The organism is Faecalimonas nexilis (assembly GCF_059731825.1).
Window position 1 is genome coordinate 1,048,317 of the sequence record NZ_AP029189.1, and the last position, 15,178, is coordinate 1,063,494.

General features: G+C 44.7%; 16 protein-coding genes. All 16 read left to right on the plus strand.

Annotated features, from left to right (window positions below; genetic code table 11):
- Positions 1-5 precede the first annotated feature (5 nt).
- The 16 genes from AC6I5B_RS05220 (at position 6) to AC6I5B_RS05295 (ending at position 15,065) form a co-directional block, all read left to right on the plus strand.
- Positions 6-968: an amidoligase family protein gene (locus AC6I5B_RS05220; protein WP_004614523.1), complete on the plus strand. Its 963-nt coding sequence runs from the start codon at positions 6-8 to the stop codon at positions 966-968.
- The gene (locus AC6I5B_RS05225) at positions 923-1,456 is read left to right on the plus strand and encodes a gamma-glutamylcyclotransferase family protein (RefSeq protein WP_330411528.1); all 534 of its coding nucleotides are present in this window, start codon (positions 923-925) and stop codon (positions 1,454-1,456) included. Before AC6I5B_RS05220 ends, AC6I5B_RS05225 begins: the two co-directional genes overlap by 46 nt.
- 72 nt (positions 1,457-1,528) lie before the next feature.
- A complete protein-coding gene (locus AC6I5B_RS05230) occupies positions 1,529-5,899 on the plus strand; it encodes a SpaA isopeptide-forming pilin-related protein (protein ID WP_044988085.1) in 4,371 nt (1,456 codons plus the stop codon).
- 88 nt (positions 5,900-5,987) lie between these two features.
- Positions 5,988-7,148 (plus strand): methionine adenosyltransferase, encoded by a 1,161-nt coding sequence (metK, locus tag AC6I5B_RS05235; protein ID WP_497773764.1) that lies wholly within the window; start codon positions 5,988-5,990, stop codon positions 7,146-7,148.
- Positions 7,148-8,125, plus strand: coding sequence for a DUF3991 and TOPRIM domain-containing protein (locus tag AC6I5B_RS05240; protein ID WP_004614519.1), 978 nt, complete (start codon positions 7,148-7,150; stop codon positions 8,123-8,125). Before metK ends, AC6I5B_RS05240 begins: the two co-directional genes overlap by 1 nt.
- 6 nt (positions 8,126-8,131) lie before the next feature.
- Positions 8,132-8,878: a hypothetical protein gene (locus tag AC6I5B_RS05245; RefSeq protein ID WP_004614518.1), complete on the plus strand. Its 747-nt coding sequence runs from the start codon at positions 8,132-8,134 to the stop codon at positions 8,876-8,878.
- A gap of 20 nt (positions 8,879-8,898) precedes the next feature.
- Positions 8,899-9,702 (plus strand): DNA-methyltransferase, encoded by an 804-nt coding sequence (locus AC6I5B_RS05250; RefSeq protein WP_330412099.1) that lies wholly within the window; start codon positions 8,899-8,901, stop codon positions 9,700-9,702.
- Between the two features lie 82 nt (positions 9,703-9,784).
- On the plus strand, positions 9,785-10,108 hold the full coding sequence (locus tag AC6I5B_RS05255) for a DUF7768 domain-containing protein (protein ID WP_172590495.1): 324 nt from the start codon (positions 9,785-9,787) through the stop codon (positions 10,106-10,108).
- A 138-nt stretch (positions 10,109-10,246) separates the two neighbouring features.
- Positions 10,247-10,417 carry a hypothetical protein gene (locus AC6I5B_RS05260; protein ID WP_004614514.1) on the plus strand — a complete coding sequence of 57 codons (171 nt, stop codon included), beginning with the start codon at positions 10,247-10,249 and terminating at the stop codon, positions 10,415-10,417.
- Positions 10,396-10,704 carry a plasmid mobilization protein gene (locus tag AC6I5B_RS05265; RefSeq protein ID WP_024852688.1) on the plus strand — a complete coding sequence of 103 codons (309 nt, stop codon included), beginning with the start codon at positions 10,396-10,398 and terminating at the stop codon, positions 10,702-10,704. Before AC6I5B_RS05260 ends, AC6I5B_RS05265 begins: the two co-directional genes overlap by 22 nt.
- 6 nt (positions 10,705-10,710) lie before the next feature.
- Positions 10,711-12,000 carry a relaxase/mobilization nuclease domain-containing protein gene (locus tag AC6I5B_RS05270; protein ID WP_497773654.1) on the plus strand — a complete coding sequence of 430 codons (1,290 nt, stop codon included), beginning with the start codon at positions 10,711-10,713 and terminating at the stop codon, positions 11,998-12,000.
- A gap of 2 nt (positions 12,001-12,002) precedes the next feature.
- On the plus strand, positions 12,003-12,809 hold the full coding sequence (locus AC6I5B_RS05275) for a PcfB family protein (RefSeq protein WP_007884625.1): 807 nt from the start codon (positions 12,003-12,005) through the stop codon (positions 12,807-12,809).
- Positions 12,810-12,814: 5 nt separating this feature from the next.
- Positions 12,815-13,789 (plus strand): ArdC family protein, encoded by a 975-nt coding sequence (locus AC6I5B_RS05280; RefSeq protein WP_044927355.1) that lies wholly within the window; start codon positions 12,815-12,817, stop codon positions 13,787-13,789.
- A gap of 49 nt (positions 13,790-13,838) precedes the next feature.
- Positions 13,839-14,183: a hypothetical protein gene (locus AC6I5B_RS05285; protein WP_007884627.1), complete on the plus strand. Its 345-nt coding sequence runs from the start codon at positions 13,839-13,841 to the stop codon at positions 14,181-14,183.
- A 16-nt stretch (positions 14,184-14,199) separates the two neighbouring features.
- Entirely contained in the window at positions 14,200-14,478 is a 279-nt protein-coding gene (locus tag AC6I5B_RS05290) for a DUF4314 domain-containing protein (protein ID WP_024852684.1), read from the plus strand.
- Positions 14,479-14,732: 254 nt separating this feature from the next.
- Positions 14,733-15,065 (plus strand): type IV secretory system conjugative DNA transfer family protein, encoded by a 333-nt coding sequence (locus AC6I5B_RS05295; protein ID WP_497773655.1) that lies wholly within the window; start codon positions 14,733-14,735, stop codon positions 15,063-15,065.
- The last annotated feature ends 113 nt before the right edge of the window (positions 15,066-15,178 follow it).

A 15,178-nucleotide genomic window follows, 5' to 3' on the forward strand; every position in this document is an offset into this window, starting at 1 on the left:
CGGTGATGATTGGAATTCAGGATCAGTACTTTGGTACGGAAATCGAGATGACTGGGATCACCAGACAACGGGCTGCAGAAGTTGTAGCAGAACTGTTCGGGACAGAAGCCGTTTATGAAGGTGCGTATTACGGAATATGGTCAGCGAGAGATCGGGAAGGAAAAAAGTGGAAGTTCATGTCTGACGGAAGCATTGATACACAAAGAAAATCAGGTGGTCGAATCGTGTCAGCAGATAGAGAATATTCAACAGAGATGGTATCACCGAAATTATCCTATGATGAAATGGGAAAGTTACAGGAAGTTGTACGCTGTCTGCGGAGGCATGGAGGTTTTGTCAATGAGTCCTGTGGTCAGCATGTTCATGTAGATGCGGCGAACCATACACCGCAGAGTCTGAAAAATGCGCTGACCATTATGTACGCAAAGGAAGATATCCTGTTCAAAGCACTGAAAGTGCAGGAAAGAAGAGAGTACAGCTATTGTCAGAAGGTGCGTCCGGAGGTATTGGAAAAAATCCGAAAAATGCCAAACAAATCCATTACGATGGACCGGGTAAGAAATGTCTGGTATGGAGGCAGGGATGGAAGTCATAATCATTATGACAGTACCCGGTATTATGCGTTAAACCTCCATGCTGTATTTTCCAAAGGAACATTGGAGTGGCGCTGTTTTGAAAGTACCCTTCATGCAGGAAAAGTGAGGGCGAACATTACACTGGCACTTGCGATTTCCGCCCAGGCGATCAATCAGAGATCCACCCAGATGAAAAAGACACCGATCTCAGAAAACCCGGCGTTTACATTCCGAACGTTTTTGTTGCGGCTCGGATTAATCGGAGAAGAATATAAGAATGTACGGAAACATCTGCTGGCAAATCTGGAAGGTGATCTGGCATGGAGATATGACAAAAGCACATATGAGTGCCTGAAGAAAAAACAAAGGACGGAAGACGTCAGATCGAGGTGAGGAAAATAGAAGAAAGATATTATTTTGCATATGGCAGTAACATGAACCTGGGGCAGATGAGATTCCGCTGTCCGGATGCGGAAGTGGTTGGCAATGTCCGGCTGGAAGATTACCGGCTGGCATTTCGTGGCAGAGCTCCGGGAAATGGCGTTGCAACTGTGCTTCCGGAAAAAGGAAGCTATGTGGATGGAGTCTTATGGAAGATCACAGAAGCTTGTGAAAAGAATCTGGATTTTTATGAAGGATTTCCGAATTTTTATGGGAAAGAAACCATTCAGGTAAAGGATCAGGCTGGAGCTTTAAGGGAAGTATTCGTATACACGATGAACTCCCCTCATAAGGATGTTCCGGCAAGACCATCGAAATTTTATCTGGATGGAATTCTGGAAGGATGTCTGGAAAACGATTTGCCGACAAAGGCAGTGATGGATGCAGTAAAACGCACCAGACAGGAAATGAAAAAAGCAGAAAAGCAATATACAAGATAAATGTTACCGCAGAGGGAGAGCCTTCTGCGGTATTTTACTGAACAATATATTTATTATAGGAAGGGAACACACATGAAGGTGAAGAATTTAAAAACCAGAATCGCAGCCTTTGGACTGGCTGTCCTGATGGGCGTCAGTACCTTAAGCAGTGCCAATGCGTTTGCTGCCGAGCAGACGGATGTGGGGCAGGAGGTACAGGCATCCGAACAGGCGGCTACGAGTCAGAAAGAGAAGGCAGTTACGGCAGACGATATCACGAAAGAGATTTCGGATGAAACATTTGCAGTGGAAACCAGTATGGAAGGAATCCATTATGATGCAGAAAAAGAGGATGTTACGCTTGTCAGCATCCAAGATGAAAAGGGTGGGGAATACCATCCGGACAAAGCCGGAACTTACATTGCCTCTTACATGGTTGTACCAAAGGATCAGAGTGACAGCTACATCATCAGCCGAAAGGTGATCCTGACGGATACGGAAGGTCAGGCACATGCACAGGACAATGGTGGAGAAAAGCAAAAATCAGATACAAAATCTGAAGATGATTCGGACTTGCCTGTGCAGAACTATACCGATGTAGAGATCGAGGCATCCGGGGAAGATGCATCTGCACAGGCAGTCAAAGAACTGAAAGAGGACATCGAAGAGGGAAATGTGATGGTATTGTCTGCGGCTGAAAGAGCTACAAGCAGCGGTTCCACAGTTACATTGACAAAGGGGCGAACCATTTATTATCCAAGCTATATTGGAAATTATCTTACGTGTCTGTTTACCGTAAACGGAAAGATTGCATACTGTCTCCAGTCCCAGAAAGCATCCCCACCGAGTGGAAGTTATGTGGCACAGGTATTGGACAGTAACAAGAATCTGCAGAAAGTCCTTTACTATGGCTATGGTGGGGCAGGAGATCTGACAGGAAGTTATCTGTCCGGGAAATCGGAGGATGAAAAGTATGTGTATACGCATATTGCAGCCAGCTACGCTTACGCAGGAGAAGCCGGATTTACAGGCTGTAATTACAATGACCTTGTAAATGCAGGGGTGATCGCATATATCAATTATCTGTTCGGACAGGAAGAACCGCCAAAAGGGGAACTGAGCCTTTCCAGTACGAAACTGAATGCAGTACGGGATGGAAATCTCCAGAAAACACCGAATATCACACTGTCTGGAGATCACAGAAATTATGTGACACTGAGTGTACCGGAACATGTCACCGCACATAACCTGACCAAAGGAACAAGTGTGACAAATGGAAAGATCCAGATTTATGGCGGCGATACCTTTTATCTGTCGGCAGATCTGTTGCTGACAGGCAGTTATGCTTCCGGCAACTTATACGGTTCTGTCGGAAAGACATGGAGAACGCTGGTGCTGACGACCGGAGATTCCAAACAGGATATCGGTGTATTCGAAAGCGAAACAGCAGCTCCGGTAAGCTTCAGCGTACAGTGGCTGAACATGACACGTATTGAGTTGACGAAGAAAGATATCAATACACAGAACCCACTATCTGGAGCAGTATACGGTATTTACACCGATAAGAAGTGCGAAAATCTGCTGATGACGATGACTGCAACCGGAACAGACGGAAAAGCAGTCAGTGATTATTTTGATTCCGCACTGAAAACTGTGTATGTAAAAGAGGTTACTGCTCCGACAGGGTACAAACTGAATACAGAAGTATATAAAGTAGATGTTGCAGCCGGAAAGACATTGACTGTAACAGCAACCGATGAGAGAGTCACCGGAAGGGTAAAAATCGCAAAGATCGATAAAGAAACACTTGCATTTAAGGCACAGGGGGACAGTGTTCTTCGTGGTGCGGTGTATGGTCTGTATGCCAAAGAGGACATCGTGCATCCGGATGGAACAACAGGAGTTCTGTATAAACAGGACAGCCTGATCGCGCAGGGAGTCATCGGAGATGATGGAACACTGGAGTTTTCAGAATTATACCTTGGAGAAATGTATGTAAAAGAAATCACTCCACCGGAAGGATATACACTGGATACTACAAAATATGAAGTATCCGTAACTTATGAAGGTCAGGATGTTGCAGAAGTGACAAGAGACCTTACGGTAAAAGAGCAGGTAAAGAAACAGGCATTCCAGTTGATCAAAGTCAGTGAAGATGGAGAGCAGACAGAAACAGACCTGGTTGCAGGAGCAGGATTTAAGGTATATCTGATCAGCGACCTGACACAGGTGAAAAATGGGAAACTGAAACCGTCCAATGGAGAAAGCTATACAGCAAGTGATTTCAAGAATTATGACTTCAGCAAAGAGCAGGTTGCAGTTACTTATGAGAACGGAACCGCCGTACCAGTACCGGAACTGATCACTGATACCAAAGGATATGCAGTCAGCCCGGAACTGCCGTATGGAAGTTATGTTGTAGTGGAAAGCACTACCCCGGAGAATCTGAAAACCATTGATCCATTTGTTGTAAATGTGGAAAATGACAGCAGAGAACCAATGCAGTGGAGAGTATTTGATGACCGTCCGTTTGAATTCTTGTTGAAAATTGTAAAGAAGGATGCACAGACTGGAAATACGGTTTTAAAGGCTGGTGCTTCTTATAAGATTTACGATGTGACAAATAAGAAATATGTGGAACAGGTTGTTCAGTATCCGAAGAAAGAAAAGATCAGTGTATTCGAAACAAACGAGGAAGGATATCTGATCACACCGCAGGAACTGAAGTGCTCTACCTATCGAATCGAAGAAGTGAAAGCACCGGAAGGATTTGTAAGACAGGGAAGCGAAGAGTCCCTGTATGATGGAACAACGATTATTTCACCATTAGAGCAGACTACAAAAGGAACATATAAAGAAAATCCACAGAGCGGTATTGTAATTACAGTATCCTCAAACACTGCACATCAGATTGATCCAGATACAGGAGCAGCGATTGTAGAGGTAGAACAGAAAAACGATGAACAGGTAGGAAGCCTGCTCCTGACGAAAAAGGGAGAACAGCTTACCGAAGTAACAGGAGATTCTGTTCTGGCAAAAGTAAAAGCACTGGTCTCTAAAGTAAGAAATGCTGTATCTGGTAAAGAAGAAACAGGTATTTATAAAGGCTTTAAATATGAAGAAACCGGAGTAGAAGGTGCCCAGTTCGAAGTATATGCCAAAGATACCATCTATTCACCGGACGGAGCAAAGGACGAAGAAGGGAATCCGCTTGTCCGCTACGAAAAAGATGATTTGGTAGCCAAACTGACTACAGACGAAAAGGGAATGGCAGTACTCAACAACCTGCCACTGGGAACTTATTATCTGAAAGAAGTTGTGGCAGGAGAGAATTTTGTTCTGAATACCGAACAGAAAGAATTTACCCTGACAGCCGAGGATGATACACAGGCAGTTGTTTATGAAGGAGTTACTTACAAAAACGAGAGACAGAAGGTGTCCGTATCGGTAGAAAAGAAGGATTCTGTTACAGGAGAAAAACTGGAAGGAGTCATCTTCGGACTGTATGCCGGGGAAGATATTGTTTCCAATCAGGGAGAAGTTCTTGTAGAGAAGGATACTCTGCTGGAAAAGAAAGCAACTGATAAGAATGGGAATCTGACTTTTGACAGTGACCTTCCACATGGAAAATATTATGTCAAAGAGGAAGTCAGAAAAGACGGATATCTTCCGAACGAGGAAGTATGGAAAGTAGATGCATCCTACGAAAACCAGAATCTTGAAAAGATTGTACTGAGTAAAGAAGTTGAGAACCAGCCGACCGAGACACGGATCACCAAGACAGATGCGACTACCGGAAAAGAGATGGAGGGAGCAAAACTTCAGGTGATCGACAAAGACGGAAATGTCGTGGAAGAATGGACCAGTACCAAAGAAGATCATGTGATTTATGGTCTGCCGGAAGGAACTTATACTTTGCATGAAGAACTGGCTCCTTATGAAGACGGCTATGTGTCTGCCAGCGATGTGACCTTTGAAGTCAAAGAAGATGGAAGTGTGACAAAGGTTGAAATGAAAGACGAATATTCCAAAGTGGAAATTTCCAAAACAGACATTACCACAGGGAAAGAACTGGAAGGGGCAAAACTTCAGATCATCCGAAAAGACGGAACTGTTCTGGAAGAGTGGATCACGGACGGAAAGCCGCATTCTGTTGCGAAGCTTCCGGTCAATGAGGAACTTACCTTGCGTGAGATCACAGCACCGGATGGGTATGAGATTGCCGAAGATGTTACATTTACATTGAAAGATACGATGGAAGTGCAGAAAGTAGAAATGAAAGATGCCAGAACACCGGAGAAAACAACCGAAAAGACCAATGCACCAAAAACAGGGGATAACCAGAAAGTATGGGCATTTGTCCTGCTTGCACTGGCATCTGCCGGAACAGTTACAGGAGTGACTGTATACCGCAGAAAGAAGTCAAAAATGACAGACAACAAAGAAGAAACAGAAGAAAAATAAAATAAAAATTACAGGATAAACCAATCTGACAGGGCAGGAGATGTGCATAAAGCAGCTTCTGTCCTGTCTGTATATAAGGAGAAGAATGATGAGACGTTTTTATACAGCAGAATCAGTAACAGAAGGACACCCAGACAAAGTATGCGATCAGATAGCAGATGCAATCTTAGATGAATGTCTGCGTTACGATCCATCTTCGAGAGTGGCGTGTGAAGTCCTTGCTACAAGAGGAAATGTGTTTGTAGCAGGAGAAATCACCAGCGGATATGAACCACCAGTGTTTGAAGTGATCCGAAAAGTTTTAGAAGAGTGTGGATATTGTACAGATGGGATAGAAATGGATACGTTTGTACACCAGCAGAGTCCAGATATTGCGAAAGCAGTGAGTGTGTCGAAAGAATTTCGGGATAATATCGGCGCAAAATTAAGAGATAGAAGCAGGGGAGCTGGAGATCAGGGTGTTATGGTCGGATATGCGTGTGATGATACTCCGCAGCTTATGCCAATGCCGACTGTTCTGGCACACCGGATCACACGTGAACTTTCGGCTTGCAGAAGAAGCGGATATATCAAAGATATCTTTTCGGATGGAAAAGCACAGGTAACCGTAGAATATGAAGATGGAAAACCAGTGAGACTGGAAAGTGTTGTTGTTTCCTGCCAGCATGGTGCAGAAAAGAACCTGAAGAAGTTAGATGCCGAGATCAGAGAGAAAGTGCTTCGCTCAGCACTCAGATTACTGCCGCCGGATGAGTATACGAAGATTCTGATCAATCCGTCAGGAAAATTTGTGTGCGGAGGATTTGATGCAGATACCGGACTGACCGGAAGAAAGCTGATGGTGGATACTTATGGCAGTATGGTTCCGCATGGCGGCGGTGCATTTTCGGGAAAAGACTGTTCGAAAGTAGACCGTTCGGCAGCTTATATGGCAAGGTATATCGCCAAAAATATAGTAGCTGCTGAGTTTGCAAGCAAGTGTCAGGTGTCTTTGGCTTATGCAATCGGAGTAGCAGAGCCGGTTATGATTGAGGTAGACACCTTTGGTACAGGAAAAGTGTGTGCGGATGATTGTCTGGCGGCAGCAATCCCACTGGTGTTTGGAGTGACACCCGTTCAGATCATGGAATCCCTTCGACTGAATCGTCCGATTTTCCGTCAGACGGCAGTTTTTGGCCATTTTGGAAGAAAGGAGTTTCCTTGGGAGCGGACGGATAAGGTACTGGCTCTTCAGGATGCAATTCTGTAATGCCTTGGGTAACGGAAGAAGAGATTCAGGCAGCAAAAAATATGACTGCGTATGAGTATTTGCGAACGCATCAAGCACAGCGACTGCAAAAGACAAGGACCAGAAATGAATGGCAGTTGACGGATCATGACAGTTTTAAAATCAATGAACTGTCCAGCAAATGGCATTGGAAATCCAGAGATATCGGTGGCGTGTCCGCACTGCGGTTCCTGATTGAAGTAGATGGAATGAAATTTACAGATGCCGTAAAACTGTTGTGCGAAGAGAGTCCGTCTTTTATTCCGACACAGGCTGTGGAAAGGGAAAAACTGCCATTTAAGTTGCCGGAGAGGTATTGTAATTGCAGACGAATCAGGGCTTATTTAAACCACAGAGGAATCAGCGATGAAGTGATCACATATTGTATTTCCCATGAAATCCTTTATGAAAGTGTCCCGTACCATAACGCTGTTTTTGTTGGGAAAGATGAATCCAGAAAAGCAAGATATGCATTCCTGCGAGGAATTTATGAAAAAAACGGGAAGGGATTCAAGATGGAGCAGACCGGGAGTGAAAAAAAGTACAGCTTTTGCATTCCACCTGAAAGAGAAACAAAGCGAGTTGCCGTATATGAAGCGTGTATTGATGCATTGGCACACATGACACTGGAAGAGGGAAATAGGGATAAATATCGTCTTTCCCTTGGGGGAATCGCTGCTCCGAAAGAAAACGCACAGATACAGAGTGAACGTTTTAAAAAGCCGCCGGACGCACTGGAAGAATTTCTGAAGAATCATCCGGAAATCAAAGAAATTGAAATCTGTACCGATAATGACTTTGCAGGGAGATGGGCGAAAGAACAGATGAAAAAGCATTACGAGGGAACGTATCAGATTATTTGCAATCTGCCGGAAAAAGAAGGGGCAGATTATGCAGACCTTGCGAAAGAAAAAAAGCAGGCAAATAAATGCAGGGATAGACCATTAGAAAGAAGGTGATAGAGAATGGAAGAAAAAGGAACGATACACATACATCTGTTGACAGAGCTGACTGGAAATCTTTATTCAGAAGAATCCGAATGGGAAGAAGATTGGTCGGAGAGTGATGAATATGGAATGCCGTTGGATGGAACAGAACTTGCCGATTATGAAGAAGTCATCCGAGAAGAACTGAAACGCTATGGGGAAGATGATCTCATGCAGTATTTTGATGGAAGTGAGTCCATTCAGGGAAAGATACAAAGTGCAGTTGTTACGATAGAAAACAAAGACGGAATCCTGTACGGATGTACCAAACTGGAATTAAATGAACTTTTAAGTCAGGAAGAACTACAGGAATTCACTGAATACATTACAGGACAGTACAGTGACGGTTGGGGTGAAGGATTTGAGCAGAGGGATATCAAGGTGGATGGAGGAACGCTGAATGTGCATTTTTGGCATCCTGATATAGAACAGCCGAAAATGTATGAGAAGAAAACAGAGCAGATTCCGACAAAGCCTGAGAAACAACGTCCCAAGTTACAGCTCCTTGGACATAATGGGAATATTTTTTCCATTATGGGCGATGCCTCAACTCTTTTGAAAAAGAATAAACAGACAGCAGAAGCAAAAGAAATGTGTAAAAGGGTATTGGAAAGTGGGAACTATTACAAAGCACTTTTGATTATCAGTGAATATGTGGAAACCGAGTTGAGTCCACCACCAAAAGAAAATAAAAAGACAAAGAAGAAAAATCAGCCGGAACGCTGAGAAAAGAAAGGATGATGCCTATGACAAATGGCCTGAGTTTGGAAGAACTTATGAAAGAGGGAACATACCCAGAGGAATATGCCGAAGGGGAAAACTGGAGAATATTACATGGAGATACATTAAAACTGGTCAAAGCATTCCAGCCTGGAATCTTTGATGCAGTCATTACCGATCCACCGTATGCGTCCGGTGGAACAAAGCAGAATGAAAGAAATCGTACTACAAACCAGAAATACAGCAGTATGAGTGCTGCAAATGCACTTCCGGATTTTGATGGGGACAATAAAGATCAGAGATCCTGGACACACTGGATGGCTGAGTGGTTGTATGATGTCCGGAAAGCCTGCAAGAAAGGGGCACCTATCTGTCTGTTTATTGACTGGAGACAGTATCCATCCATTACGGATGCCCTGCAGTGGGCAGGCTGGATCTGGAGAGGAACCGCAGTGTGGGATAAGGGAAACTCCCGTCCGCAGAAAGGGCGCTTCCGCCAGCAGGCTGAATATATCGTGTGGGGCAGTAACGGACCGATGCCGATCAACCGCCCGGTCTCCTGTCTGCCGGGTGTTTTTCGATATGGAAATCCGCAGAACCGCATCCATGTGACAGAGAAACCATTGCAGCTTATGAAAGATGTGATCCAGATCTGCGAGCCGGGAGGTCTGATCCTGGACCCGTTTGCCGGGGCTGGAACAACTGTCCTTGCAGCGGTTACGACAGGGTATCGTGCCGTAGGGATTGAAGTGACGGATGCCTACTATAAATTGGGAAGTGACAGAGTGAAGTTTGCGTTAGAAGCAGAAGAAAACGAGGATGAAAAGTAGCCGGGATGTCCAATAGGACATCTTGTTTTTTAATAGAGAAAAGCAGTGGCATCCAACTGGATGCAGAAAGGGGATGGAGCGTATGGAACAGGCTCTGGCTTATGTGTGCTGTTCAGCAGAAGAAAGCCGGGTAAAAGTGCAGAAATATTGCAGAAAAATCTATGAACTGGGTTATGTACCGATCTGTCCGAGATTTGGATTTTCACCGTTCCTCGAAGAAGGGGATGCGGAAGATATGCAGGGGTATGGAAGGATGTCCCATATCCTTTTGCGGAGATGCCGGATGGTCGTTGTATGCGGAAAAGAAGTGACAGGGACGATGAACACGGAAATCAGTATGGCAGACAGACTCCATATCATTTGTACGACACTTGATGGACTGGTACAGATCAAAGAATCGAAATAAATCAGAGGCGGGTCTGCCGGGTGATACAGAGACTGGCGGTACTCGTTTTGCAAGCATAGCGTTTGGATATCCAAACGCACTTTGGGGAGAACCCCAATCCCCCGAATACAAAATGAACATGGAAAGGAAGGATAAGCTATGTTAAGAGACGGAGTCATGATTATGATCGCATTGATGTGTGGAGGTTGTTTCGGAGTCGTGGTGACTTGCTGTATGGTGACTGCGAAACGGTCGGATCAGGAGCTTGGCGATATGATGAAAGAGAAAAGAGAAGGGACGGTGATGCAATGCGAAAACGAAACCATGTGATCCCGGTGCGGTTAAATGCAAGGGAACTCAGGGAATTGGAGGAACAGGTGGAAAAAAGCGGACTGAGCCGGGAAGAGTTTATGCGTTCGCTGATCTTAGGAGCACAGGTACACGCAAAACCCTGTGAGCATCACCCGGAACTGCTTAGGAAGATAGCGGGTCTGTGCAATAATGCGAACCAGCTTGCCCATGTTGCGAATGCTTCGGGAATGGCAAGTGAGCAAAGTGTGCAGGAAATGCTCCGGCTTACCAAAGAGACATGGCATCTGGTAAAGGAAGAGTGGTAATGACAGATGGCTTATACAAGTGTTATCCCCGTCCACCGCCTGGACCGTTCCATCGAATATGTGAAAGACAAAGAAAAAACCACACAGAAAGCAGACTCTTTGGAGGCTGCCATTGATTATGCCATGAACCGGACAAAGACGGAACAGGCGGTCTTCGAAGATACCATCGGATGTACCAATGAAAATGCGTATGCAGATATGGTGGAAACAAAAAAGAGATTCCATAAGATGGGCGGTGTGGAAGGATACCATCTGGTACAGAGTTTTGCAGAAGGTGAGGTGACACCGGAACTGGCACATCTCATCGGACAGGAACTGGCAGACCGGCTCTTAAAGGGACAGTATGAAGTCGTTATCACAACGCATCTGAATACCAGACATTATCATAACCACATTGTCTGGAACTCTGTGAGCATGGCAGACGGGCGTAAGTACCACAGCAATGCAAAGAGTTATTATACGGAGATCCGGAAGATCTCCGATGAGCTGTGCAGAAAATATGGTCTGTCTATCATTGAATCCGACCAGAAAAAATCAATCCCTTATGTACAGTGGAAAGCGGAACAGGAAGGGAAACCGACATGGAGAAGTGCGATCCGTCTGGATATCAGGGAGTCTGTACAGGAAAGCTACTCCTGGTCACAATTCTTAAAAGAAATGGAAAAGCGTGGATACACATGGAAACTGAACCGGAAATATGTCGCTTTAAAGGCTCCGGGGATGGAACGGTACATCCGGCTACGGTCTCTTGGAAAAAACTATTCCGAAGAGGAGATCCGTGGACAGATCTTACAGCCAAAAGTAAAACGCATCTATCAAAAGACGGTGCAGATTCCTCCAAAGAGGAAACTGACCGGGATACAGGCATTATATTATTCCTATCTATATCAGATGGGAGTACTGCCAAAAAGACCGAGAAGAAGTCCGTATGCCATCAGAGAGGATATCCGGAAACTGGATCAGAGGATTGAACAGATTGAGTTTTTAATGAAGCATGACATTACGACCAGAGAACAGCTTGCCACATACCGTGAGCCGTTACAAAAGCAGATTTCAGAACTGATGAAGGAACGCAGAAAGCTCTATCGGAATGACAGTGAAGACAGTGGAAAAGTACGGCTGTCCGAAATCAATGAGGAATTAAAAAATCTCCGTAAGGAAGTTCGTATGACCGTTCAGATTGAGAAACATTCCTTGGAAATCGAAGCGAGACTTCAGGAAGCGGAAGAACAGAGCCAGAATGAAAAACGTGTGGAAGATAAAGAAAGAATGCAGAAAAGTCAGGAGGTGAGATAAGTATGAATTACGGAGCAGAACCGGCAGATCAGGTGGTACGGTACAGTCTGGAAGGGATGGAGTATTCGCTGAAGATCACCGGGAATGTAGCAAAGCATGTGGCAGTCTTTATTGCTGCCGCCTTGAAGGACCAGAAAAAGACAAGAGGGAAAACAAGACTTACCAGAATGTTAAAGGAACAGCGCCCGATGAAATTTTTTACCGTTCCGGGTGACCGTTTAAAAGAATTTGCAAAAGAAGCCAAGGCGAGAGGTATCTTATATGTAGTCATCAAAGATAAGGTGAATCCGGACCAGACAGAGGTCATGGTATTTGCAGATGATGCAGCGAAGATGAATCGGGTATTAGACCGGATGAATCTGGATTTTGTAAAAGCAGAATCAGGCTCTATGGTTACGGAAGCAGTGGAAAAAGAGACTGCACCGGAAAAGGCAGAAAACCAGATGGAAAAAGAAACCGGGGAGAATGTACGGACAGAGACCGTTGTCCTGCCGGAAGGCAAGATAGAATTTGAACTGGACGATGCGGAAGAAATGTTCCAGATCGGGGATGAGGCTTTCCCGGAAGGAAATTTTACACAGGCGCAGGAGGGGGAAGAAAAGAATCCATCCGAACCTTTCTCGCGCAACAGAAATACTTCTTCCGATCGGGAAATTAGCTGGAAAGAAAAGAATGAAAAACCATCTGTGCGGAAAGAACTCGGAGATATCCGCAAGGAACAGGAAGAGAAACGTAAGAGGCCGGACAGACGGAAAAATGCCAGAGAGAGCCGGAAGAAACGTAAGAATATGAAAACGAAAGGCAGGTAATGTATATGGATTTAACAGATATGATTTCAGGGGGAACGGAAGAACAGCAGGTTCCTGAACAGAAATTGACGAAAGAAGAATATGCAGCCAAAAAACAGCAGGAAAGAGAAGAGGTATGGGCTGAAGTAGATTCACAGGCACAGGGAGTTTTTCAGGATGGAGAAAAACTGAAAGGCTTTCTGGACTTTATGGCAGAGTGTAATACCCAGAGAACACCGAATCTGCTTTTGATTTACGGACAGCATCCAGATTTTAAGGTGGTAAGGTCTTATGAACGCTGGAGAGAAGAACACCGTTCGGTCAAAGTCGGGGAACATGGCATTACTTATATGATTTCCACTGAATACGAAAAAGACGGAGAAATGCGGAGAGGGTATACGATTGGAAAAGGATTTGACATCAGTCAGATGTCTGGAAAGCCATTGGAAGAACGCCCTCAGCGAAGTCTGACAGAACTGATAGGAACTGTCTTAAAAGACCAGTCGGTACGTGTGCAGATTGAGGATGATCTGCCAGACAAAGTGCAGGCCCAGTACAATCCGAGATACCGTACCATTTATATCCGCAACGGAATGAGTGAAGTAACGACATTCCATGCACTGAACAGAGAACTGGCGTGTGCAGCACTGGACCAGCATACCGGAACCTACAGCCGACAGAAAGTCAGTGCACAGGCTTATTGTGCAGCCTATGTGATTGCGAAACGTTATGGTGTGGATGTTACCGGATTCAATCTGGAGTATATTGCACAGAGAAATGAATGTGGAAAGAAAGATCCACAGGAACTGAGAGACTTTTTAAATGATGTCCGTCAGGCTTCCTATAGTATCCGAAACCATATCGAACGGAATTTTGGTGCAAAGGAACAGGAGTATGTAACCGATGAGTTCGCAATCGGAGACCCTGTAAAAACACCGGAAACCAAGGATGAAAAAGCATCTGGAAAAGAGAAAAAAGCAAAGAACCAGCCGGAACGATAAAAGTGAAAAAGTTGGACGGTTGGAGTAGCTATTACGGAGGTCTTGTGATATGGTTGGTGTAACAAAAAAGGAGGTCAGCCAGATGACAAAATACTATTTGAAGATGGATAACATTATGAAAAATATGTTCGTGGTGGCACTGAATGATGAGCTACAGGCGCAGAGTGAGCAGGATGAATGTTTGGAAGAAACGAAAGCTCTTCTGAAAAAAGTAAGTGAATACGACCTCGCTCAGAAACGACTGCAGATTACAGCCGGGGAACAAAGGCAGATCCGTAAGGCACTGAACAGACTCAGAAGTAAATATCTTGCAGCCGGAAGATACAGTGATGGAATAGATAAAGTTATTATTCAGGTTGCAAAACCGAATACTAGCAGACACATGTTCTGGTAGAGAAAGGAGTGGTTGATTGGTCATTTATTCAAGAGAAAAAGTGGCAAGACTTAGAGAACAGTATCCGGCAGGAACAAGAATCTGTCTGAATTCGATGGATGGAGAAGCGGGTATGCCGCAGGGACTGGAAGGAACTGTGCAGTATGTGGATGATGCAGGCCAGCTTGGTGTTAAGTGGGACAACGGCAGAAGTCTCTCACTGATACCGGGAGTGGATTCCTTTCATAAGAAAGAAGGACAGGGACATCCAGAAGAAAAGCCACGCAAGAAAAGAGAATCTGACTTGCAGAGATAAGTACAAAAAAGCAGGACTGGGTTCTGTATCTTGTCTTTCTGCCATTTGTCTGGTGGGCGGCAGCGATTACCGCTTGTGCCATTACACCGGATAAGAATTTTATTCAAATCTTAGAAACGCTGAGCGAAAAACTCGAACAGCCGTTTTTTATCACGTATACACCGTATACGTTCAAATGTATTCTGATATTCACAGCAGCCTATTTCTTAGGCATTGGTATTTATGAATCCCAAAAAAGAAATTATAGAAGAGGTGTGGAACACGGTTCCGCCCGTTGGGGAGACGTCCATCAGATTTGTAAGAGATATGCAGACAAGGAGTATACCCATAATCTTCTTTTGACACAAAACTTTCGCATGAGCCAGGAAGTCTATAAGCACCAGAGAAACTTAAATGTCTTGGTGGCGGGTGGCTCAGGAGCCGGAAAAAGTCGTACCTATGCAGTTCCTAATATTCTTCAATGCTCTCAGGCTGAGTCGAAAAAAGGCGGTGGCTGTTCCATTGTAGTAACGGATCCGAAAGGAGGTGCGAGACGTTCCAGTCTGAAAAGGACTGGCACATCTCAACTGAATCATTGTTTATTGTAATGAAATTAGTTCGAGTTGGAGAACTGAATGCGTGAATAGTCGAATGAAGGGGTAACGCCCTGAAAGGCTACTCTAATACTCCGGCTGGCATGGAAATGAGTAAACATTGAAAT

Coding starts and splice junctions, on each gene's coding strand:
- AC6I5B_RS05275 (WP_007884625.1), top strand. CDS start 12,003: ATGAATTACGGAGCAGAACCGGCAGATCAGGTGGTACGGTACAGTCTG.
- AC6I5B_RS05250 (WP_330412099.1), top strand. CDS start 8,899: ATGACAAATGGCCTGAGTTTGGAAGAACTTATGAAAGAGGGAACATAC.
- AC6I5B_RS05260 (WP_004614514.1), top strand. CDS start 10,247: ATGTTAAGAGACGGAGTCATGATTATGATCGCATTGATGTGTGGAGGT.
- AC6I5B_RS05220 (WP_004614523.1), top strand. CDS start 6: ATGATTGGAATTCAGGATCAGTACTTTGGTACGGAAATCGAGATGACT.
- AC6I5B_RS05270 (WP_497773654.1), top strand. CDS start 10,711: ATGGCTTATACAAGTGTTATCCCCGTCCACCGCCTGGACCGTTCCATC.
- AC6I5B_RS05255 (WP_172590495.1), top strand. CDS start 9,785: ATGGAACAGGCTCTGGCTTATGTGTGCTGTTCAGCAGAAGAAAGCCGG.
- AC6I5B_RS05230 (WP_044988085.1), top strand. CDS start 1,529: ATGAAGGTGAAGAATTTAAAAACCAGAATCGCAGCCTTTGGACTGGCT.
- AC6I5B_RS05240 (WP_004614519.1), top strand. CDS start 7,148: ATGCCTTGGGTAACGGAAGAAGAGATTCAGGCAGCAAAAAATATGACT.
- metK (WP_497773764.1), top strand. CDS start 5,988: ATGAGACGTTTTTATACAGCAGAATCAGTAACAGAAGGACACCCAGAC.
- AC6I5B_RS05265 (WP_024852688.1), top strand. CDS start 10,396: ATGCGAAAACGAAACCATGTGATCCCGGTGCGGTTAAATGCAAGGGAA.
- AC6I5B_RS05280 (WP_044927355.1), top strand. CDS start 12,815: ATGGATTTAACAGATATGATTTCAGGGGGAACGGAAGAACAGCAGGTT.
- AC6I5B_RS05285 (WP_007884627.1), top strand. CDS start 13,839: ATGGTTGGTGTAACAAAAAAGGAGGTCAGCCAGATGACAAAATACTAT.
- AC6I5B_RS05245 (WP_004614518.1), top strand. CDS start 8,132: ATGGAAGAAAAAGGAACGATACACATACATCTGTTGACAGAGCTGACT.